Below are 20,942 nucleotides of genomic sequence, written 5' to 3' on the forward strand. Positions count from 1 at the left end.
GCGCCCTGCCGCGCGGAGCGGCAACACGGAAAACCTCACCACTTGTACTTGAGCGTGCCGAGCACTGTGCGGCCCTGGCCGAGATAGCAGGTGCCGGCATTGCAAATCTCGGCCCGCTTGTCGGTCAGGTTCGTGGCATTGACAGCAACGCTGAAGCCGGTGAGCCGATCGTCGAGCCCGCCGAGATCGTAGCGGAGGGAAGCGTCAAGCAACGTGTAGGCGTCGTTGCGCATGGTATTGGTATTGTTGCCCCAGGTTTCGCCTATATAGCGCACGCCTATGCCGCCGCCGAGCCCGGCCAGGGCACCCGACTGCACAGTATAGCTCAGCCAGAGCGAAGCGGCATGGCGCGGCGTCACCGCCGGCACCTTGCCAATCTCGGCCGCCGTGTTGGAGCGGGTGATCTCGGCATCGACGAAGGTATAGGAGGCGATGGCCTCAAGTGAGTCCGTTATCTTTCCCCTGCCCTCGACCTCGATGCCCTGCGTCCGTATCCTGCCGATCGATTCATAATAGTATTGCCCGGTTGCCCCGTTGAATCCGGCATATTTGGCCGCGTTCTTTTCAATGAGCTGATACGCCGACAACGTCAGGGACAGACGGCCATCCGCCGGCTGGTACTTGACGCCGGCTTCGAGCTGCTCGCCTTCGGACGGTTCCAGCACCCTGCCGTCGCGGTCGAGACTGCTCGTCGGCTGGAACGAGGTGCTGTAGCTGACGTAGGGGGCAATGCCGTTGTCGAAGAGGTAGAGCAGGCCCGCGTTGTAACTGAAGGCGTCGTCGTTGCGCTTGCTGTTGACGCCGCCCGTCAGCAGGTTCGTCTGTGTCCTGTCCGTCCAGTCCTGCCTCCCGCCCAGCGACAGACGCCAGTTGCCGAGCCTGATCTGGTCCTGCGCATAGAGACCGACCTGATCGAAGTCCGTGTTCGTGCGGCTGGTGATTGCCGGCGTCGCACCGCTGAGCCCGTAGTAAGGATTGAGCACGTCCAGCGCAAATGCCGGATTGGCCGCACTCGTGCCGGTGTCGAACCGCGAGTTCATGTGGGCGTAGTCGAGGCCGAGGAGCAACGTGTGCTGCAGCGATCCGGTGGCGAAATCGGCCTGTGCCTGATTGTCGACCTGGAAAGTCCGCAAGCGCTCGACGACGGCCGCGGTCCCGCGCCGGTAGACCGACGAGGAGGCGTTCGCGAAGCCGCCCCCCGTGACGCCTCCGGTAAGATAGCGGCTGTCGAGATCCACGACTCCGAACCGCAAGTTCTGGCGCAGCGTCCAGACGTCATTGATGCGATGCGAGAGGTTGTAACCGATCTGGAACTGTTTCTGTTTCTGGTAATCGTAGTTCGGGTCGCTCGCGCGCAAACTGGATGTACGGCTGTTCCGGTTGATCATCGCGACGTTGGAGTCCGTCTCGTCCTGCTGGGCGAGGCTGTAGACGGTCAGCGAACTGCCGTCCGTCGGCCGCCAGGTGAAGGAAGGCGCGAGCAGGAGCCGCCTGTCCTCGATATCGTAGTTGGTCTCGCCCGCGCGCCCCAGCGCCACGATGCGATAGAGAAACTTCCTGTCCGGATCGACAGGCCCGCCGATATCGAAAGCACCCTGCAGGCGGCCATAGCTGCCGGCCTGTGCCTCGATCTCGTGATGGGCTTCCTCGGTGGGCAGCTTGGACTGTCGATCGATCAGCCCGCCCGGCGTGCCCTGACCGTAGAGCACGGAGACCGGCCCCTTGACGATGTCGATGCGATCGAGGCTGTAAGGCTCGGTCCGGAAAGTCGCATAGCCGCCGCTAATCTGGCGCAACCCGTCGCGATAGTCGCCCAGCGTCGTGGTCGCGAAGCCGCGGATGTAGATCTGGTCGAAGCGCGGATCATAGCCGAAGGCGCCGGTGGTCACGCCCGACGTATAGCGCACCGCTTCCGGCACGCTCTGCACGCCGCGGTTGTCGAGTTCCTGGCGTGTGACGACCGATATCGAGCGCGGCGTTTCGATCAGCGGTGTGTCGGTCTTGGTGCCGGCGCTGCTGCGCGTGGCGACATAACCGCGCGTGCCGTCGCCCCGGACGCCCGCCACCTCTATGGTGTCGAGCACGGTGGAACCGTCGTCGGCCAGGGCGGCGCCATTTTCCGACGATGCCGACGGGTCGAATATCTGGACCGTGCCGGCATTGCTGAACCGGTATGTCAGGCCGGTACCGGCGAGCAGCATGGCGAGTGCCTGATCGGCGGTCAGCGATCCGCGCACAGCCCGGCCCATGGCCGCAATCGGCCGGTTTTCCCTGAATACCACGGAAAGACCTGCTACGCGGCCGATGTCGTTGACCGCCTGGGTAACGGGCTTGGCAGGGATGTTGAAATCGAACTGCCTCTGCGCTGCCCGCTGCTGCGCATGGACGGCCGTAACCGAAACGCCGGCGCTCGCGGCCAGCAACAGCGCCGCCAGCAGGAAGCTCTTCCGCCCCGCCCCGTTCCTTCTCATCGATAGCAGCCCTTCTCGCTCGTGAAACATGCCGGGCGCGGGCAGCACATGAAGTGCGGTATTCCGTGCCTTTGTCTCCTTCACGTGCGAGAAGCCGCTTCACTGAACCGCGCGGCGCGATTTTTTTCGTTACGGTCCGATCACGGTGAGCCGGCCGGCTACCGTGTTCATGCGGAAACCGACGCTTGCCTGCAGTGAATTCAGCGCCGCATCCGTATCGGCGAGGGAAAGGCTCCCCGTCACAAGCTCCCCGGCGAGTTCCGTCGTGGCGATCACAATCCGCCCGCGGCGATAACGTTCGATCTCGCGCACCACCTCGGCGAGGCGCGCGCGATAGAAGACGAGGCGGCCGTTGCGCCAGGCGAGCGCCTCCTCCAGATCGACGCGCGTGACCGGCCCAACCCCGGCCGGGCCGAAGCGAACCTGTTGGCCCGCCTCAAGAACGGCGTCGTCGGCAGCCCGGCCGCTCCTGACCGCGACGCGCCCGCGCTCCAGCGTCACGAGACCACCGTCGTCGAGCAGGTGCACGTCGAAGCGCGTGCCCAGCACCCGCACCTCCCCGCCGGACGCCGCGACCACAAACGGAACCGGCGACGACACCACGTCGAAGAATGCCGCGCCCCGCATCAGCCGGACCCGGCGTTCCCCGTCGCGGTACTCTTCCGCGAGCGCGCTGTCCGCGTCTAGCAGCGCCGTCGATCCGTCCGGAAGGTTGACCAGCCGCCGCTCGCCGCGCTCGGTCTTGAAGTCCGCCAGCATATTCTGGAAAAGGCCGGGCCGTTCGAGCCATATTCCGCCCGCAAGCAGCAGGGCGAGCGCGAGGCAAAGGGCCGTGAGACGGCGTAACGTCCCGCGTTGCCCTTTCAGCCGATCCATGGCGTCGAGATAGACGGCGAGTTCGTCGGCCTCACGCGCGGCGAGCCGCTCCCCCGGTTTCCCGGTTGCGCGCCAGACGGCCTCAACCTTGCGGAACGCCTCGTCGTGGGCCGCATCGGCTTTCCGCCAGCGCTCGAACCGCTCGCGCTGGGCGTCCGTCGGCGAATCGAGCAGGCGCACGAGCCATTGCCGCGCTTCCTTGCGAACATCCGTCTCGGTCGGCTCTGTGGGGTCCTGACTGCTCATGGGCCTGATAAACGGATTCCGTTTCAATACACGCGCAGGCGCATCATCCGCCGGATCGCAGGCAGGCTCCTACCCGGTATCGCCGGCCGGGATGCTTTCGCACGCCGCCACGGCACGCGCCATATGCTTCGCCACGGCCCGCTCGGAGATGCCGAACACGGACGCTATCTCGGCGAAGCTCCTACCATGGATCCTGTTCAGGAGAAAGATATGCCGCGTGCGCTTCGGAAGCGCCGCGAGCGCCTCATCGACGTTACGGATGTCCTGCCGCGCCGCGACAATGTCGAAGGGCGATGCCGACGGCGCGGCATACTGCTCAGGCGCGAGCGCACCGAAGAAGGCGTGCCGGGTCTTTTCCGCGCGGATGTGATCGATGGCGGCATTGCGCGCGCAGCGCGTCAGGAACGCGGATGAATTGCCCGTGCAATCGACGGCCTTCTCCCAGATGCGGAGAAAGATGTCCTGCACGAGATCGCACGCGGTCGCCGTGCAGCCGATCTTCCGGCAAATCTGACGTTCGAGCCTCGCGCGCTCGTCAGCGTACAGGCGTTTGATTTCGTCGCTTCTGGCTGTCATCAACATGCTGCAGGGAAATGCCGCCCGCGTTGAACGGCAGGCGCGCAATGGCACCGGCGCAGACTAGTGAATACGAAAACATCTTTCAATCGCAATTATTTAGACTGATTCCAGAGACGGAATGAAAACACCCGCGGGGAAGTCGGAAAAGGGCTATCCCATCTTCCACATTATGGATATCGTTCCGCCATGCAATATCGTCTCCATGCCGAGTCGGTGACGCTGCGGTACGGCGAGCGGACGATTTCGGCGAATCTCGACGTCGCGATTCCGGACGGCTCCTTCACGGTGATCGTCGGCCCGAACGCTTGCGGCAAGTCTACCCTGCTGCGGGCGTTGTCGCGGCTGCTGGCGCCTGCGGCGGGAAAGGTGGTGCTGGACGGCAGGAATGTCGCCGACTTCCCCGCCCGCGCTTTCGCCCGCCGGGTCGGCCTTCTGCCGCAGAGTTCCGTCGCCCCGGACGGCATCACCGTGGCCGACCTCGTGGCGCGTGGCCGCTATCCGCATCAGTCGTTCCTGCGGCAATGGTCGACAGCCGACGACAGGGCCGTTGTCGCGGCGATGGAGGCGACCCGGGTTTCCGGGCTGTCGGACCGGCTCGTGGACGAGCTGTCCGGCGGCCAGCGCCAGCGGGTCTGGATCGCGATGGTGCTGGCCCAGGAAACGCCGATCCTGCTGCTCGACGAGCCGACCACGTTCCTCGACATCGCCCACCAGATAGAGCTTCTCGACCTGTTGTCCGACCTCAACGGCGAGGGCCGCACGGTGGTCGCGGTCCTCCACGATCTCAACCAGGCGTGCCGCTACGCCACCCGTCTCATCGCCATGCGGGACGGCGCGATCGTGGCCGAGGGCGCCCCCTCGGACATCGTCACCGAACAGCTTGTCGAGCGTGTCTTCGATCTGCCGTGCGTCGTCGTTCCCGATCCCGTCTCCCTGACACCGCTCGTCGTGCCGATAGGAAGAGCGACGGCACGCATTCGCCAGACCGGAACAGAAAGGCGGCCGGCATGACGGTGGCCGGACAGCTTCACATTGGACTATGCCTTTCCGAAACGTGGCTGCTCGGCAGGGGCCCTGACGCCGCCGAGGGGCAAGCGCAAGTACGTGACCCCGCCGGCTTCTACGCCGGACTGGCGCGAGCTGCGGAAAAGGCGAAGCTGGACTTCGTCTTCAAACCGGATACGCTCGTGATACGCTCCGGCATCGCGGCGGCGACGCCGGCCATCGTGGGCCTCGACGTGACCGTCATGCTCGCGTCGATCGCGCGGGAGACCGACAGGATCGGCCTGGTCACGACCGCCTCGACCACCTTTAACCCGCCCTACGTCGTGGCCCGCCAGATTCAGTCCCTGCACTGGATCAGCAACGGGCGAGCGGGATGGAACATCGTCACGTCCATCGAGGGCGCGGAAAATTTCGGCGATACGCCGATGCCGCCGACAGATGTCCGCTATCGCAAGGCACGGGAATTCACCGACGTTGTCCGGCGGCTCTGGCAAAGCTACCCCCTCGCCGCGCCGGCCGGCGCGGCGAACATCGCGCCTGTCGGCCACAGGGGGGAGTTCTTCAGCGTGGCAGGTCCGCTCAATGTGCCGGCCCATCCGGCCGGGCCGCCGCCGCTGTTCCAGGCAGGCGCTTCCGACATCGGGCGGGAATTCGCGGCGTCGGTGGCGGATGCCACGTTCGCGTCAACGCCCGACATGGGGGCCGCGATCGAACTGCGCGCCGATCTCCGCAGCCGCGCGGCGCGGCACGGACGGTCGCCGGACGCCGTCCGCGTGCTGCCGGGCCTGTACTTCTTCCTCGCCGCAACCCGGGAGGAGGCATGGGAGATGCACAGGCGGGCGCATGCGCATCTGACACGCCGGCATCGCTGCGATGCTGTGAAATCCATCCTTGGGCTCGACATCGGCCACCTGCCGGCCGACGGTCGGGTGACGCCCGATATGCTCCCGGCGAGCGGCCTGCCCGTTCGCAGCCGCACCCATGCCGATCTGCTGCGCCGCTTCATCGCGCTCAACAATCCAACGGTGGAGGAATTGTTGTCGCGGCCCGAGGTCGTCGGCTCGGCCCATTGGGTTTCTGTCGGCACCGTGGATGACGTGCTGGGCGACATCATCGAGTGGCACGCGGCCGGCGCGATTGACGGCTTCATCGCCCTCCCGGGCGGCTCGCTGGAATCGCTCGCGCTGTTCCTAGACGAACTGGTGCCAGCCCTTGCGGAGCGGGGATTGTTCCGCAAGGACTACGAGGGCTCCACGCTGCGCGGACATCTGGGCATGGGCTGACGGGAAAAGCCGCCCCGGCCCCGATAAGGCAGGGAACGGCAACTCTCAGCCGCCACCTCCCGCATCCAGCGTCGCCTGCTTCCCCGCCTCGAAAAGGGCCGCGCGGTGGCCTTCCGCCTCGGCCGTCTTCACGAAGGAGACAGTCGTGACGACGCAGGCGATTTCGTTCTGTACATTGAAGACGGGAGCCGCCTTGCCAGTCAGGGCCGAGAACAGGTGTTCGTTCAATTCCGCGCCGCCGGCTCGGCGGACGGCTTCCAGCGCGTCGGGCTTCGGCGTCTGCCCCCTGAAGGACGCAGGCTGCATTTTGCGTGCGGCCGAGATGGCTTTGGGAGGCAGATGGGCCTGAAAAACCAGCCCGCAGGCGGTGTTGTCGAGGGGCAGCACATCGCCGAGGCTGACCGTGCTGATCGAAAAATCCGTGCTGCGGTACCAGCGCACAACCGTGGGGCCGCGTTCGGTCCACACCGCGACGCCGCAACTGGCCGCGATGCGGGAAGCGAGGGATTGCATCAGCCTGGCGGCCACCTCCACCGGCTCGATGCGCCGCATCGCGCGGATTCCGATGCTGAGCGAGGCCGGGCCGAGGTCGTATCGCCCCGTCGCCTCGTCCTGCGCCACCAGCCGCTCCCGAACGAGGCTCTGCATATAGCGGTGCGCCGTGGAAGGGCCGGTCTGAGCCTGCCGGGCAAGCTCGTTGAGGGCCATAGCCCCCTCCGCCTTCGCCAGTATTTCAAGGAAACGCGCCGCAATCGACACGGACTGGATGGTCCCGGAACGCTTGTCCCGGTCGCGTTCCTTGCTGCCGGGTTGATTCGGCTTCACGGCTGGGACTCCTTATCGGCGGGCGGAAAACAGAAGGGGTCTGGAAACACAGTCATGGCATTCAACGACAGGGCTGGAATAGCGTGGACGACGGCGGCGCGACCCGGACGGGTTGCTGTTTATCACCGGAAACGCACGGTTTCATCGCAGATTCATGCGCAAGGCAAATCCGTTTGCCGCGATCCGTAGCCGGATCCTTCTTCCGTCTGCCGCAATCCGGCAGCGACTCTTGTAAAGGATCAATCCGTTGCCTCCGCATGCATCATGGATATTGCAGGAGCGCATCCCCGCCCCGGCTGTACGCCGAGTAAAGAACATGCACGCGGATAATCGCCGATTCGATCTCCATTTTCAAAATTAGAGTAATTACAGTATTTTCACAACCTTTTGCGCTCTCTCTTTTGCCGATCTACCCGCTTTGCCAAGTCCCGGTGTTGCACAAAGGTCATATAGAGGCCGCCAAACGGGCTTTTTCTTCCAATTGCAGGTTCACGCAATTGTTTTCCGGAATGCGTTCTGGCATGTGGAATGTAATGAGGCGCAGCCACGTGCGACGGACGGCGACGGGGCGTATCGCGCCGCCGCACACTTTCGGGTTTCCGTTTCGAGATCACCAGAAGCCAGCAGTTGGAGCCGGCGGTTGCCCATCGACCGATCAGATGGTGAGGGACGAATATGGGATTGAATTCTTTCGCGCGATATCTGCTCGGCAGCGCGAGCATCGCGGCGCTGGCGCTCCTCGCAGCGCCGGCCCTTGCACAGGAGAACGACGCGGGCGCCGTTCTCGAACTGCCGGAAATCACCGTCAGCGGCGAAAAAATCGAGCGCAGCCTGCAAAGGACCGCCAGTTCGGTCACTGTGCTGACGGCGAAGGACATCGCGCGCAAGGTGGGGGCGACTTCGGTCACGGAAGCGATCCAGGGCGTGCCGAACGTGGTCTTTCCGGATTCGGTCAGCGCGCCGGTTATCCGCGGCCAGGATACGCAAGGGCCCAACTCCGGCGCGGGCGCCTTCTTCGCCGGCACGGTGCCGCGCGCGCCCGTCAACGTCGATGGGCACTACCTGAACTTCAACGAGTTCTATTTCGGCACGACATCGGTCTGGGACGTCAGAAGCATCGAGGTATTCCGCGGCCCGCAGACGACGTCGCAGGGCGCGAACGCGACTGCTGGCGCGATCATCGTCAACACCAACGATCCGACCTTTACGCCGGAGGCAGCCTATCAGACAGAGTTCGGCAGCTACGACACGAAGCGGGCCTCGTTCATGCTCTCGGGTCCCCTCGTCAAGGATGAACTGGCGGCGCGCATCGCGCTCGACTATTCCGGCCGCGATACGTTCATCGACTACATCAATCCGGGCTTCGTACCCGGCGATACCAATCTTGACTTCCAGAACGTCAATGCCCGCCTCAAGCTGCTCTGGCAGCCCACCACGATCCCGGGCCTCGAAGCGAAATTCACCTATTCGTACAATTCAAGCAACCGGCCGACTCAGGAGGCGGCCACCCGGCCGTTCAGTGACCTCAACAGCAACGCGGCGACGATGCCGACGTGGAAGCAGGACACCAACATCGGGATCCTCGACGTCAGCTACGACTTCTCCAACGGATTCAAGTTCTTCAATCAGACGCAATATAGCAACTCGACCGTGCACCGCGTAGCCAATGTTCGCGGCAATGGCGATGCGGATATCGACCAGTGGAATGCCTCCAACGAGGCGCGGATCACCTACGGCAGCACCGATGATGTTCTGAGCGGTATGGCGGGATTCTACTACGCGCACACGCAATCCGACGAGAATCTGTATGTCGGCGGCACCTCGACCTTCGATGACACCAAGCGGAATCTCGGCATCTTCGGTGAGCTGACCTACAAGCTGACCGACAAATGGCGGCTCACCGGCGGGCTGAGGTATCAGCAGGATCAGGTCGAGCGTCTGGGAACGACAGTCTATAGCCGCATACCCCTTGATTTCGACAAGACGTTTTCGGCGCTTCTGCCCAAGGTCTCGCTGTCCTACGATGTGACGCCGGACTGGACCGTCGGCGCGCTCGTCAGCCGCGGCTATAATCCCGGCGGCGTCGCGCTGAACCTCAGCTCGGGGCGCTGGCTGACCTTCAAGGACGAGTCGCTCTGGAACTACGAGCTGTTCACGCGCACGAGCATCCTCGATGGCAGGCTGAACCTGAACGGCAACCTGTTCTACACGGATTTCAAGAATGCGCAGTACAATATCCCCGTCGTCATTTCGCCGGGCGTCTTTGAATCGTACACCATCAACGCCGAGAAGGCTCATTCCTACGGCCTTGAGGTCGGGTTCGACTACCGGGTTCTCGACAGCCTGACGCTCAGGGCGGGCGCTGGCCTGCTCAGCACCGAAATCGAGGAAGTGTCGAGCAATCCTGACTACGCGGGCAACGAGTTCCCGAAGGCGCCCGGCTACATGTTTAGCCTCGGCGCGAGCTGGGATGTCACTGACAAGTTCAACGTGTCCGCCGATCTCCGCCACACGGGCGGCTCTTACTCCAACGTCGCCAACTCGGCCGAATACAAGGTCAAGTCCTATACGATCGCCAATGCCCAGGCGAGTTATCAGGTCCATGAGCACTTGCAGGTCTACGGCTATGTCCGAAACGTTTTCGACGAGCGGGCACCGACATACCTTCAGCAGAACCGCAGCGTGACGGGCGGCATCGAAGCGAGCATGACCATGCCGCGCACCTTCGGTGTCGGCGTCAAGGGTGCATTCTGAGATGCGTGACAACCGGACAGATGCGCTCCGCCGCGCCCTTCTGGCCGTGACAGCGGCCCTGGCGCTCCACCTGCCCGCGCCCGCCGCTCCTGCGCAGGAAACCGGCTGGCCGCGGACGATCAAGCACGCAGCGGGCGAAATCACGCTTGCGGCAAAGCCCGCGCGGATCGTCTCGACCTCGCCAAGTCTCACCGGCATTCTGCTCGCCATCGATGTTCCGATCGTTGCGACCGCAGCCACCACGCCCAGCGGCCTGACGGACGGGAAAGGCTACTTTTCCCAATGGGCCGAGGTGGCTGACGCGCGCGGCGTCGCGGTTCTATACTCCAACCTGAATTTCGATATCGAATCCGTGATAGGCTGGAACCCCGATCTGCTGATCGTCTCGGCCGGAGGCGCCGACACCGCCCTTCAACACTATCCGGAGCTTCGGGCGCAGGGTATCCCGACTATCGTCGTCAATTATTTCAATCGACCCTGGCAGGAAATCGCAACCGAAATCGGCCGGGCCACGGGGCATGAGGCAGAGGCAGCGGCGGCCATCAGGCGTTTCGACGACTATGCCGCCGGGGTCGCCCCATCCATAACCCCGCCGGCTGGTCCGGTCACCATCGTCGGATACAATCTCGCCGGCACTTACTCGGTCAGCCGCGCCACCAGTCCCCATGCGCAAATTCTCAAGGCGCTCGGCTTCGAGGTGGCGGGCCTGCCAGAGCACATCCGGGCGGATCCGGCATACAGAGGCTCTGACTTCGGGTTCGTCTCCCGCGAGACCCTGTCGTCCGCCATCGCCGGCGAAACCGTCTTCCTGCTGAACGGCACGGAGAAGGACGTCGAGACGTTTCTCGCCGATCCGGTCCTCGCCAATCTGCCCGCCGTCAGGAACCGGCGCGTCTACCCGCTGGGGCCGACCTCCTTCCGCGTCGACTATTACTCCGGGCGCCAGCTCATCGACACCGTCGCCGGCTATTTCCGCAAGTCATGACGGTCCGTGCGGGAGGAATCGCCGAGGCCCCACTGTCGCACCGGCGCCGGAAGCGCCTGCGGGTACTTGCCGGGGGGCTCCTGCTGCTCGGCCTCGCCGCCTTTTGCAGCCTGATCGTCGGCTCGCGGCCCATTCCGCTGGGCGCGACGTTCGATGCGCTCGTCGCCTACGACATCCATGACGACCGGCATCTGGTGATACGGGAACTGCGCGTCCCCCGCACCATCGTCGCCCTGCTTGCCGGCGCGGCTCTGGGTGCCGCGGGGGCGATCATGCAGGCGGCGACGCGCAATCCGCTTGCGGAACCGGGCCTGCTCGGCATCAATGCCGGGGCAGCGGTCGCCGTGGTCATCGGGATCGCGGCCTTCGATCTGACGTCGATGACGCAATACGTCTGGTTCGGCATAGCTGGTGCGGGTTTCGCCGGCATCGCCGTCTTCGTTCTCGGCCGTGCGCACGAGACGGGCACCAACCCGGTGCGCCTCGTGCTGGCCGGCGCCGGTCTGTCGATCATGCTGACGGCGATCACGGGGATCGTCATCATCAACGCGCCGCTGGCGGTTTTCGACGATTTCCGGAAATGGTCGGCGGGGTCGATAGAAGGAAGAGGGTTCGATGTCGTCGGCGTGCTCGCCGTCGCGGTCCCGGCAGGACTGGCGACGGCCTTCGCCATCTCGGGGCGCCTCAACGCCGTGGCGCTGGGCATGGACCTTGGCCGGGCGCTCGGGGTGAACGTCCGCACCACATGGTTTCTCGCATGCGTGTCGATCATGCTGCTGACAGGCGCAGCGACCGCGGGCGCGGGGCCGATCGGGTTTGTCGGTCTGGTCGCGCCGCACCTCGCGCGGATGACGACAGGTCCGGATTTCCGGTGGATACTGCCCTGTTCAGCGCTCTTCGCAGCCGTGCTGCTGCTAGGCGCCGACATCCTCGGCCGGGTCATCGCCGCACCCTCGGAGGTCGCGGCCGGGATCATCGCCGCCCTGATCGGCGGCCCTTTCCTGATCGCCGTGGTGCGTAGATCCCGCCTGACGAAACTATGAAATCCGCCCTCCCCTCCGTTCTTCGGCTCGGGTCGCTCTCTGTCTTGTGGAGACCGCGCGCGGCCCTCGTCTGCGGCCTGCTCGCGCTTGCCGGTGCAGCGCTGGGCATCCTGCTTATGGGAACGGGAACACTGCCCCTCACGCCCGGAGAAGTTCTCTCCAGCCTCCTCGGCACGGGGGAAAACCCGACGGCGGACCGCATCGTGCTGCGAATCCGGCTGCCGCGCGTGGCGACGGCGATGCTCGTCGGCGCGGCGCTGGGCATGGCCGGCTCCATCTTCCAGTCCATTTCCCGCAACGCGCTCGGCTCTCCGGACATCATCGGCTTCACGACCGGGGCTGCGACGGGCGCCATCGTGCAGATCATCCTCTTCAATGCCGGCCCGTTCGAAACCGCGCTGGCGGCGGCGCTTTCGGGCATGGGCACGGCGGGAGTCGTCTTCCTGCTCTCGATGCAGGGGCGCTCCACGGGCGGCTACCGTCTCGTGCTGGTCGGCATCGGCGTGGGCGCGATCATGTCCGGCGTCAATACCGTCCTCCTCGTCATGGGCGACCTCGACCGGGCCTCCGCCGCGCAGATCTGGCTCTCCGGTTCCCTCAACACGCGCACGTGGTTCCACGTCGTGCCTGCCGCCGTGGGCCTTGCAGTCGTTATGCCGGTCGCCATCCTGCACGCTCGACGCATCGACCTGCTGGAAATGGGCGACGACGCAGCGAGCCAGCTCGGCGTCAATGTGGAGCGAACGCGGCTCGTCATGGTCATGACCGCCGTCGGCCTGACAGCGCTTGCCACGGCCGCCACCGGCCCGATCGCGTTCATCGCACTCGCCGGCCCGCAGCTCGCCCGCCGTCTGACGCGCTCGCCCGGCGTGCCGCTGGTGTCCGGCGCGTGCATGGGCGCTGTCCTTCTCCTCGCCGCCGATCTACTGAGCCAGCGATTTCCCTTCAACGTCAGCCTGCCGATCGGGCTGACGACCGGCCTTCTGGGTGGCTTCTACCTCCTGCTGCTGCTCACCCGCAGCCCGAAGGTCTGATAGCGTATCTCGACGATGATAACTCGTCGAGATACGGCCAGGCCGTTGCGACGCTTGAGTAAAACCCGCACGCGAGCGGTCGACGATCGGGCGCTTTGGTATGATTGCCGCGCTGTCATTGCCTACCCGCCGGCCGATCTCCGTCGCGTCGGCACGAACGGACGATTCGCGGGCGAAGTACCGCCTGATTTCGATCCGGACATCCCGGCATTCAGAAGAACGCGGCAGAGTGAAGCTTTTCGACAACATAGACCGGTGAATATCAAAAAGTTTCTATTGAAACCAGCCTGCACTGAAGGATACTAAGGGATATTCTCAGGAAATTTAATTAACTTATTGATGAGCAATAAATAATATGCCGTTTTCCCATAAGTTGAATGTACATTCGTCCCCGATATTGGCCCCAATCGGGCAGAAGGCTGTCCTCCAGCGCCGCCTTGTCCAATCGCTAAAAAATTGAAAATAACTATTGTTTTTCAATATGTTAAATTATTATTCCTTCTCACTGTTTGTTATCGTGAATATCTTACCTGTCTGCGCATAGCGTTTACTCTATGTTCTGCGCTATGGTTTATAATCAATTCCGTTATGCTAATAAGACTGCACCTCGCGGCAATCTCAGCGGTGCTCAATATGCATAATAGGACGGACGGGCCGATCTCGGCCTCTTGCTCTGTGGATCGCGTATCTGGCCTGCAGACCGGTCGTGTGGGTCGATGACGCACGAGCACACGAATGTCCATCGTGGTTCGTCCGAGCCTGCGCCGCAGAGCAGAGCCGTCGCGGGCAAGCAGTCCTCCTATCCCGACCGCGGGCCGCGGTCGGCTATCTACCGCATTACCCTGCGGGACATTTTCGTCACCATCGCCTACTACCGGCGCATCGCCATTCTGGCCGCGCTCATCCCGATCCTGATCGGCATTTCGGCGGCCATCGAAACCCATACCGTCTATACGGCTGAAGGCTTGCTGATGGTGCTCGTCACCCGTGAGCAGGTCGGCAGCGAAAACCTGACGGAGACGGTGCCGACGTTGCTGTCCATCGAGGGATTGAAGGCGGTGGAAAGCGAGGTCAGCATCATCGGCAGTTCCGATGTCATCCGCGCCACCATCGACGAGATTGGCGCCGAAACGCTGTTTCCCGGCGCGACGGGGCGGTGGCGCGCCGTTCTCTCCCTGCTTCGGCCGCCCTACACGGAAGACCAGCTCATCCAGCGATTCCGCGACCAGCTCGATGTCAGGGCGCAGTCGGGATCCAATATCATTCAGGTGCATTTCAGCCACACGGACCGCGCCCTCGCCGCCCGGGTAACGGATACGCTGATCGGGAAATATCTCGATCATCGCCGGGCGCTGTTCGAGAGCCCGCGCTCGGGTTTGCTGGCCGAGCAGGTCAGGCTGCTCGCGGCGCAGCTTGAGGCGAAGGAAGCCGAGATTCACCAGCTCAAGGCGACGGCGAACATCATCGACATCTCGCAGGATCGCGTGCTGGCCGCCAATCAGGTCGATAGCGTGCTCCAGCGGACGCGACAGATCCGCGAGCGGCGCGAGGCCGTCATCGGACAACTCGCCAGAGCCCAGGAGCAACTGACGGGCCTTGACAACAAGGTTTTCGATTCCCGGCAGGTCAGCAACTCGGCCCCCAACGACGATCCCAATCTGCTGACAAGACTGCTGGCCGAACGCCAACAGCTGCTCGGCAAATATGCGGCCAGTCACCCCGCCGTCCAGGCGATCGACAGGCAGATTGCCGCGGTCCGCGACAGCGTCCGCCAGTCCGAGCGGCAGCCCATATGGACGAACAGCGAGGTGCGTAACCCCGCCATCGCCTTCGTCGGCAACATGATCATCACCCTGAAGATCGAAAGCGACGCCCTCGACCGGCAGCTGACCGAACTGGCCTCGCAGCATGCCGCGGCGGAGAAGCGCGTGAGCGAATTGCTGGACGCGGACAGGCAGCTCACCCGACAGACGCGGGAACAGGAAATTCTCAACACGACGTACAGGGACTATGTACAGCGTGCGGAAGCGGCGAAGATCAACGAGGAGACGGTCGCGCAGCGCAGGTCCAACGTGCGGCTCGTGCAATCGCCGCAGGACGCCGTGACCAGCCGCAACATGGCCCTGCCGTTCCTGATCGCCGGCCTGTTCGGCGGCGTGCTGTTCGGCGCTGCCGCCGTCGGCTGCGCGACCGTGCTGCGGTCCACCTTCATCAGCCCCGGCGAGGCGGAGCGGGAGACGCTTCTGCCCGCTCTCGCGGTTTTTCCGGATGGCGCCCTCAGCCCTGGCGCGGCGGAGCGGGAGGTAACCGTGTCCGCGCTGGTGGCCCGGCTGTTCGGCGCGCCGGTCGACGACCGTTCGCTCGCCGTGCTGATGGTGACGGATGTCGATGCGGCCGACGACAAGCGCCATCTGATCGAGGCGATGGCCTGCGAGCTATGTGTGAAGCAGCAACGGAAGGTGCTGCTGGTCGAGACAACGGCTGCGAACTCCGTCCTGACGGGCGAGACGCGGTCCCTCGCCGTCGCGCCAGCCCTCGCGGAACTCGGCGTGCCTGTGTCGCAGGGGCCCGTGGCCGGCCTCCATATCGCGCGGATGACCGGCGCATCGCTGCTGGACAACCCGCATTCGCTCGCCGGTTCCCCGCAGCAGCTCTTCGACACGTTGCGCTCGCAATACGACGCGGTGCTGTTATCGATGGCCGCTTCCGACAACGTTCCGCTAACGCAATATCTGGCGTCGGCGGTCGACGCCTCGCTGCTGGTCGTGCGGGCCGAGCGTTCGCGCGGACCTGTGGTCCTCTGGCTGCGCGATCTCATTCTGGATGCCGGCGGCGGCATCGTCGGCTTTGTCTTCACGGGCAGAAAGTTCTACTTGCCGGAGAGGCTCTACAAATGGTCGTGACGACACGTTCCGCCGGCGTGCTGCTTCTCTGCGCGCTCCTCGCCGGCTGTGCCTCCCGCAGCAGGAACGAGGCTCCGCTCAGCACCGGCCACAACATAGACTTCACGGAAGCGAAGCCCGAAGGTTTCGCCGACTGGAACGACTCGCCCCCCGTCTACAGGGTCGGCGCGGGCGACAAGCTCAAGATCAAGTTCCTGGTGACCCAGGAACTCGACGAAAGCGTCACCGTCACGCCGGATGGCTTCATCGGCGTCCGCGTCGCCGGCGGTCAGCTCAAGGCAGAGGGCCGGACGGTGCCGGAGATCGAGCGCAACGTGCGGGCCGCGGCACGCGGCGTCGTGGCGAGCCAGCCGGTCACCGTCGAGCTTGAACAGGCGGTGTCGTCCCGCGTCTATGTCGGCGGCGCGGTGGCGCGGCCCGGCGCCTATCCGCTCACGAACACGCAGATCGGCAGCCTTGAGGCGATACTTCTAGCAGGCGGCTATTCCGATGAGGCGCGCCCCGGACAGGTGGCGGTCATCCGGCGCAGTCCCGACGGCAAGCCCATGCTGAGGACCATCGACATCCGCGAGATCATCCAGACGGGCGGAGCGGCGGACGTTCCCCTGCGGTCGGGAGACGTGCTCTATGTGCCCAAGAGTTCGATTGCCGAACTCAACCAGTGGATGAAGCAATTTGTCGAAGGGGTGGTGCCGTTCAACCGCAACTTCACCTATACATTGGGAGCATACCGCACGACCAGCGGCGGGATCATTCCCTGACGCTGGCCCCCCCGCCCCGCGAGACCGCTACATGAACGCGCGTGATACCCTGATCTCCACGGAAGCGGCCGCACTCCCGGTGCAATCCGCCGCGTTGCCCGCACTCGACTTCCTCGGGGTCCGCCTCACCGCGCTCGACCGGCAGGCGGTCGCCGGAATCATAGCGGCGCGCGACGCGCGGGCACCCTTCGCCTATGTCGTGACGCCGAACGCGCAGCATTTCGTGAAGCTGGACAAGGGAGACGACAAGGATTTCGCCGCAGCCTATGACCACGCATGGATGCGCCTTTGCGACAGCCAGGTGGCCCGCAGGCTGGCGCGGCTGTTGTTCGGCCTGCAAATCCCTCTCGTGGCGGGCAGCGACCTGACCGCTTGGCTTTTCGCGCACCATATCAGGCCGGGGGATCCGGTTACGGTCATCGGCGGCTCCGCGGAGCTGGACGGCCGCCTGCGTGAGCGGTTTCACCTCGAACATCTGTCCATGCATGTTCCGCCGATGGGCTTTATCCGCGATCCGGCCGCGGTCGAGGCGTGTGTGGATTTCGTCAACACGCATCCGGCGCGCTACGTTTTTCTGGCGGTCGGCATGCCGCAGTCGGAAATCCTCGCCTGCCGGATCGCGCAAGCCGGGCGGGCGACCGGCGTGGGCATGTGCGTGGGGAGTTCGCTGCTGTTCGTGACGGACATCACCCGCCGCGCACCGCCGGTCTGGCGGGATCTGGGCCTCGAATGGCTGTATCGCCTGCTCATCAATCCGCGCGGGCACGCAAAGCGCGTATTCGTCGATTCCCTGCCCCTGCTCGGCGTCGTGATGCGGGCTTTCCTGCGCGGCCGTGGAGCATCCGGCCTCCGCGACCGGGAGCGGGAATGACGACGTCGCCGCCCCATCCCGCCGGGTACCGGATATTCTTCCGCTCTCCCCGCGAGGCGCGGCCGGCAGGCACGCACACTCCCATCCTGCGCGGCAACGCCGCCGACCTGCCCACCCGGGAGCACGCCGGCGTCGTGGCGCTGATCCTGCTGGCGGTGCTGCCGTTCTTCGGCCAGAGCTTCCACTACATGCACCAGTGGCCGGCGCCGTACTTTCTTTCGAAAGCGTGGCCGCTGCTCACACTGCCTCTGGCGATCGGCGGTCTGGCTTCGAAACGTCTTCCCGCGACGGGAATAATGCTCGTCATGTTCGCCTATACAGTCGGACTGACGCCGATGTTGTCGATGATCCATTTCGGCAACGGCCTGGACGACGCTCTCGCGACCACCGTCAAGGTGCTGCCCTTTTCCTACTATTTCTCGCTGTCGTTCATACTGCTCCTGTTGCGCCCGTCCCCCGCCGCGATCGCGCGCTGCATGCTCGGCTTCGGCGCGGCGACTTTCGTCATCATGCTCCTGGTCTGGGTGCTGGCGCCGTCCGAGTGGTATATGCCGCTCGAAGAGCAGAGCAAGTTCCTGATGTACGAGATCGAACGCGGCTATCGCATCTACATGCCGATGTTCTTCGGCATGCTGTTCCTGTTCTACCTCGCGCGCCGGTTTGCCGATCGGCCGGGATGGATTTCGGCCGTGCTGATCGGCGTGCTGTTCGTGCTGCTGGTGACGATCTACAAGCAGCGCATGGCCATCCTTTCCGGCTTCGTCATCGTGGTCTGGGGCGCGCTCCCGCAGCGGTTGCGGCGGGTTGCCCTGTCGCTTGGCCTGCTGGCCACGGCCATTGCATTCCTCGCGCTCGTGCAGACGCTGGAACCGTTGCTCGGGCGCGCCGGGGAAAGCCTCGGCGGATCGCTGTCCACGCGCGTCCGTTCGTTCGAATCGGCGATCAACTACATCGGCGACAGCGCGACGAACTGGCTGTTCGGCCTCGGCGCCGTGACGCGCCTGAGCCGCGTGACGCTGGAAGACATTCTCGGCAGCGCCAACTTCTATCTTGCGGACCTCGGATGGCTCGGCATCGTCTTCGAGTACGGCCTCGTCGGGGCGCTGCTGATCAGCGCGGTCTACGGCATGGCTTTCCTGATCACCTATCGCACGGCGTCCGCGACTGGCACCCCGTTCGCGAAGGCGCTGAACGACTATATCCTGTTCATGATCCTGGCCTCTCCGATCTATCCGCTCGTCTTCGTTCCGGGGGAAATGGCTACCGTACTGGCCGTGTCGGTCTATATCGCCGCTTATGCCCAGCCGGAAATCCGCACATTTTCCGGCATTGCGCGACGGATGGACGCGCCCTCCGGGAGTGCCTGACGGAGCCGCACCGGCGCCAGAAGCGAGATCGGTACTGCCGGAAGCCGAACTCCCTCTGCAGCGTTATCCGGCGTGTCAAATCTATGTTAGTCTTGTACTAAGCCATGCTGAGTTCTTTTTACAAATTCAGGAGAGAAATGAATCTGACACATTTATAATATATTTGGCTAGCGATAATCAGATTATGCACGCGAGATTGAAGGTTCATGTACTCATGAACGGTCCAACCATCCCGTCTGAATATGTTTCTATACAGTATTTACGCGCCTTTGCCGCACTGTCAGTGGTCGTCGTGCATTTGCAGCCGCAGCTGGAGCGTATGGGGCAGCCCGATACCTGGTTCTACCAGCCCATCGGCGGCGTGGATATTCTCTTCGTTATCGGCGGCTTCATCATGTGGCGGACGACGCTGGGCAAGCAGCAATCGCCCGGGGCCTTCTTTCTCCGGCGCTTCTGGCGTATCGTGCCGCTGTACTGGCTGTTCACGGCGTTCATGCTTCTGGTCATGCTGATAGCGCCGCGTCTCGTGCAAAGCGCGCGCTTCGATCCATGGCATGTGCTGGCGTCGTTCGCCTTTATTCCGTATCCCAACCCGGCGACCGGCACGATGGAGCCGCTGCTCATCCCGGGCTGGACGCTGAACTACATCATGTTTTTCTATTTGCTGTTCAGCGCCGCGCTGTTGATTCCGGAAGAGAAGCGGCTGCATGCTTTCTCGGCATTGCTGCTCTCCATCGTTGCATTGCAGGTGCTCAGCCCCGCTCCGGCTACTCCGCTGTCTTTCTATACGTCGAGCATCATCCTCGAATTCCTGCTGGGGATGTGGCTCTGCGCCTGGCACCTGCGGTCGCAATGGCGGCCGAATGCGACCGTGTGCCTTGTCCTGCTGATCTGCGCGTGCCTCGCCATCGGCGTGCTGCCTCACAGGTGGCCGGACCTGCCGCGCATCCTCAGTCTCGGGCTGCCAGCCGCCATCATGCTCGCGGCGGCATTGGGGCTCGAACGGGCGGGCCGGGTGCCTCGCGCACCGGGCATCAAGCTGCTGGCGAGCGCCTCCTATTCCCTCTATCTGTCGCATCCGCTGGTCCTGTCCGCGTTCGGCCAGCTCTGGCGCCGCATCTTTCCGACCAACAGCGACGTTCTGCAGTGGGCGTTCAGCCTGACGGCCGTGGCGGTCTGCGTTCTGGTCGCCATCGTCATTTACAGGACCATCGAGCGCCCGCTCGTCACCAGCCGGCCGCTGGCGCGCGCTCTTCAAGCCAAATAGACCGGGCCAATTAAAATTCATCGAGTAAATTTTACAAAGTAAAACCCTCATTTAAAACCGATCCGTCAAGGCGCTCATCGGAGGAAAGCGAAGATGCTCTGGACCCACGGCATGATTAACAGGCTGGTCATGCTCCTCGACGGATTGATGATCGTATCGGGGGTGCTGATTGCTCCTTCCACGGTTCCCTCCCCGGACTTCCTGGCCTTCTTCGTCTACGCCGGCATATACGTCGTGCTTTACGGCTGGGTGATGAATCTGGGCGGCGCGTTTCGCGTCGAGCACTACCTGTCGGTGCCGCGACAAATCCGGCAGGTGACAGTCGGCGTGGTGCTGGCGAGCCTGGCCGTGAGCGTGATCGACAGAACCTTCATCGCCTTCGATACGACCACCTTCACGTCCGTGGCCACGCGCGCCGGCATTGTCTGGGCAGCCATCGTCATCGGCCGCGTGACGCTGGTGCGGCTGGGAATGCACTGGGTGGAGAAGCTGGCGCTGCTGCGCCGCAAGGCCGTGATCGTGGGGAGCGCGGATGAAGCCTTGCGCGCGGCGCAGCAGTTGCGTGGCGCGGACGCTCGGTCGTAGTGAGGAATTAACAAAGGGGATTCCCAACTTCGGGAGATCGTGATTCAAGGCTACATTTTGGAGCTCAGCCAGATGAACGATCAGGAT

At 64.0% G+C, this 20,942-nt stretch carries 16 protein-coding genes; 12 read left to right on the forward strand and 4 right to left on the reverse strand.

Going from position 1 to position 20,942, the window contains the following annotated elements; all coding sequences use genetic code 11:
• Positions 1-35: 35 nt before the first annotated feature.
• From FHS82_RS18275 to FHS82_RS18285, 3 genes are all read right to left on the reverse strand, one after another.
• Complete coding sequence (locus FHS82_RS18275; protein ID WP_246225424.1) at positions 36-2,471, reverse strand: TonB-dependent siderophore receptor; 2,436 nt, start codon at positions 2,469-2,471, stop codon at positions 36-38.
• 129 nt (positions 2,472-2,600) lie between these two features.
• Positions 2,601-3,593 carry a FecR family protein gene (locus tag FHS82_RS18280; RefSeq protein WP_166955570.1) on the reverse strand — a complete coding sequence of 331 codons (993 nt, stop codon included), beginning with the start codon at positions 3,591-3,593 and terminating at the stop codon, positions 2,601-2,603.
• A 69-nt stretch (positions 3,594-3,662) separates the two neighbouring features.
• Positions 3,663-4,169 (reverse strand): RNA polymerase sigma factor, encoded by a 507-nt coding sequence (locus FHS82_RS18285; RefSeq protein WP_166955574.1) that lies wholly within the window; start codon positions 4,167-4,169, stop codon positions 3,663-3,665.
• A gap of 189 nt (positions 4,170-4,358) precedes the next feature.
• Between FHS82_RS18285 and FHS82_RS18290 the strand changes: the two genes are divergently transcribed.
• Positions 4,359-5,183 carry an ABC transporter ATP-binding protein gene (locus FHS82_RS18290; RefSeq protein ID WP_166955578.1) on the forward strand — a complete coding sequence of 275 codons (825 nt, stop codon included), beginning with the start codon at positions 4,359-4,361 and terminating at the stop codon, positions 5,181-5,183.
• Positions 5,180-6,460: an NtaA/DmoA family FMN-dependent monooxygenase gene (locus FHS82_RS18295; RefSeq protein ID WP_166955590.1), complete on the forward strand. Its 1,281-nt coding sequence runs from the start codon at positions 5,180-5,182 to the stop codon at positions 6,458-6,460. Before FHS82_RS18290 ends, FHS82_RS18295 begins: the two co-directional genes overlap by 4 nt.
• A gap of 45 nt (positions 6,461-6,505) precedes the next feature.
• Here the strand turns inward: FHS82_RS18295 and FHS82_RS18300 are convergent, their stop codons facing one another.
• The gene (locus FHS82_RS18300; RefSeq protein WP_166955593.1) at positions 6,506-7,285 is read right to left on the reverse strand and encodes a helix-turn-helix domain-containing protein; all 780 of its coding nucleotides are present in this window, start codon (positions 7,283-7,285) and stop codon (positions 6,506-6,508) included.
• Between the two features lie 675 nt (positions 7,286-7,960).
• On the opposite strand from FHS82_RS18300, the gene FHS82_RS18305 reads away from it, so the two are divergent.
• From FHS82_RS18305 to FHS82_RS18350, 10 genes are all read left to right on the forward strand, one after another.
• A complete protein-coding gene (locus FHS82_RS18305; protein ID WP_166955595.1) occupies positions 7,961-10,039 on the forward strand; it encodes a TonB-dependent receptor in 2,079 nt (692 codons plus the stop codon).
• A gap of 1 nt (position 10,040) precedes the next feature.
• Positions 10,041-11,024: a Fe2+-enterobactin ABC transporter substrate-binding protein gene (fepB, locus tag FHS82_RS18310; RefSeq protein ID WP_166955597.1), complete on the forward strand. Its 984-nt coding sequence runs from the start codon at positions 10,041-10,043 to the stop codon at positions 11,022-11,024.
• On the forward strand, positions 11,021-12,067 hold the full coding sequence (locus FHS82_RS18315; RefSeq protein ID WP_166955599.1) for a FecCD family ABC transporter permease: 1,047 nt from the start codon (positions 11,021-11,023) through the stop codon (positions 12,065-12,067). The genes fepB and FHS82_RS18315 overlap by 4 nt, the downstream gene beginning before the upstream one ends.
• Positions 12,064-13,101, forward strand: coding sequence for a FecCD family ABC transporter permease (locus FHS82_RS18320; protein WP_166955601.1), 1,038 nt, complete (start codon positions 12,064-12,066; stop codon positions 13,099-13,101). Before FHS82_RS18315 ends, FHS82_RS18320 begins: the two co-directional genes overlap by 4 nt.
• A 716-nt stretch (positions 13,102-13,817) precedes the next feature.
• Complete coding sequence (locus tag FHS82_RS18325; protein WP_166955603.1) at positions 13,818-16,004, forward strand: GumC family protein; 2,187 nt, start codon at positions 13,818-13,820, stop codon at positions 16,002-16,004.
• Positions 15,995-16,765 (forward strand): polysaccharide biosynthesis/export family protein, encoded by a 771-nt coding sequence (locus FHS82_RS18330; protein ID WP_166955605.1) that lies wholly within the window; start codon positions 15,995-15,997, stop codon positions 16,763-16,765. Before FHS82_RS18325 ends, FHS82_RS18330 begins: the two co-directional genes overlap by 10 nt.
• A gap of 31 nt (positions 16,766-16,796) precedes the next feature.
• The gene (locus FHS82_RS18335; protein WP_166955607.1) at positions 16,797-17,636 is read left to right on the forward strand and encodes a WecB/TagA/CpsF family glycosyltransferase; all 840 of its coding nucleotides are present in this window, start codon (positions 16,797-16,799) and stop codon (positions 17,634-17,636) included.
• Positions 17,633-19,003, forward strand: coding sequence for an O-antigen ligase family protein (locus FHS82_RS18340; RefSeq protein WP_166955609.1), 1,371 nt, complete (start codon positions 17,633-17,635; stop codon positions 19,001-19,003). The genes FHS82_RS18335 and FHS82_RS18340 overlap by 4 nt, the downstream gene beginning before the upstream one ends.
• A 214-nt stretch (positions 19,004-19,217) precedes the next feature.
• A complete protein-coding gene (locus FHS82_RS18345; RefSeq protein WP_208394323.1) occupies positions 19,218-20,270 on the forward strand; it encodes an acyltransferase family protein in 1,053 nt (350 codons plus the stop codon).
• Positions 20,271-20,363: 93 nt separating this feature from the next.
• Complete coding sequence (locus FHS82_RS18350; RefSeq protein WP_166955613.1) at positions 20,364-20,855, forward strand: hypothetical protein; 492 nt, start codon at positions 20,364-20,366, stop codon at positions 20,853-20,855.
• The last annotated feature ends 87 nt before the right edge of the window (positions 20,856-20,942 follow it).

This window comes from Pseudochelatococcus lubricantis, assembly GCF_011762225.1.
In the GTDB taxonomy this organism is placed as follows: Bacteria; Pseudomonadota; Alphaproteobacteria; order Rhizobiales; family Beijerinckiaceae; genus Pseudochelatococcus; species Pseudochelatococcus lubricantis.

Coding starts and splice junctions, on each gene's coding strand:
- FHS82_RS18335 (WP_166955607.1), top strand. CDS start 16,797: ATGAACGCGCGTGATACCCTGATCTCCACGGAAGCGGCCGCACTCCCG.
- FHS82_RS18275 (WP_246225424.1), bottom strand. CDS start 2,471: ATGAGAAGGAACGGGGCGGGGCGGAAGAGCTTCCTGCTGGCGGCGCTG.
- FHS82_RS18280 (WP_166955570.1), bottom strand. CDS start 3,593: ATGAGCAGTCAGGACCCCACAGAGCCGACCGAGACGGATGTTCGCAAG.
- FHS82_RS18340 (WP_166955609.1), top strand. CDS start 17,633: ATGACGACGTCGCCGCCCCATCCCGCCGGGTACCGGATATTCTTCCGC.
- FHS82_RS18350 (WP_166955613.1), top strand. CDS start 20,364: ATGCTCTGGACCCACGGCATGATTAACAGGCTGGTCATGCTCCTCGAC.
- FHS82_RS18325 (WP_166955603.1), top strand. CDS start 13,818: ATGACGCACGAGCACACGAATGTCCATCGTGGTTCGTCCGAGCCTGCG.
- FHS82_RS18320 (WP_166955601.1), top strand. CDS start 12,064: ATGAAATCCGCCCTCCCCTCCGTTCTTCGGCTCGGGTCGCTCTCTGTC.
- FHS82_RS18305 (WP_166955595.1), top strand. CDS start 7,961: ATGGGATTGAATTCTTTCGCGCGATATCTGCTCGGCAGCGCGAGCATC.
- fepB (WP_166955597.1), top strand. CDS start 10,041: ATGCGTGACAACCGGACAGATGCGCTCCGCCGCGCCCTTCTGGCCGTG.
- FHS82_RS18315 (WP_166955599.1), top strand. CDS start 11,021: ATGACGGTCCGTGCGGGAGGAATCGCCGAGGCCCCACTGTCGCACCGG.
- FHS82_RS18290 (WP_166955578.1), top strand. CDS start 4,359: ATGCAATATCGTCTCCATGCCGAGTCGGTGACGCTGCGGTACGGCGAG.
- FHS82_RS18285 (WP_166955574.1), bottom strand. CDS start 4,169: ATGACAGCCAGAAGCGACGAAATCAAACGCCTGTACGCTGACGAGCGC.
- FHS82_RS18330 (WP_166955605.1), top strand. CDS start 15,995: ATGGTCGTGACGACACGTTCCGCCGGCGTGCTGCTTCTCTGCGCGCTC.
- FHS82_RS18345 (WP_208394323.1), top strand. CDS start 19,218: ATGAACGGTCCAACCATCCCGTCTGAATATGTTTCTATACAGTATTTA.
- FHS82_RS18295 (WP_166955590.1), top strand. CDS start 5,180: ATGACGGTGGCCGGACAGCTTCACATTGGACTATGCCTTTCCGAAACG.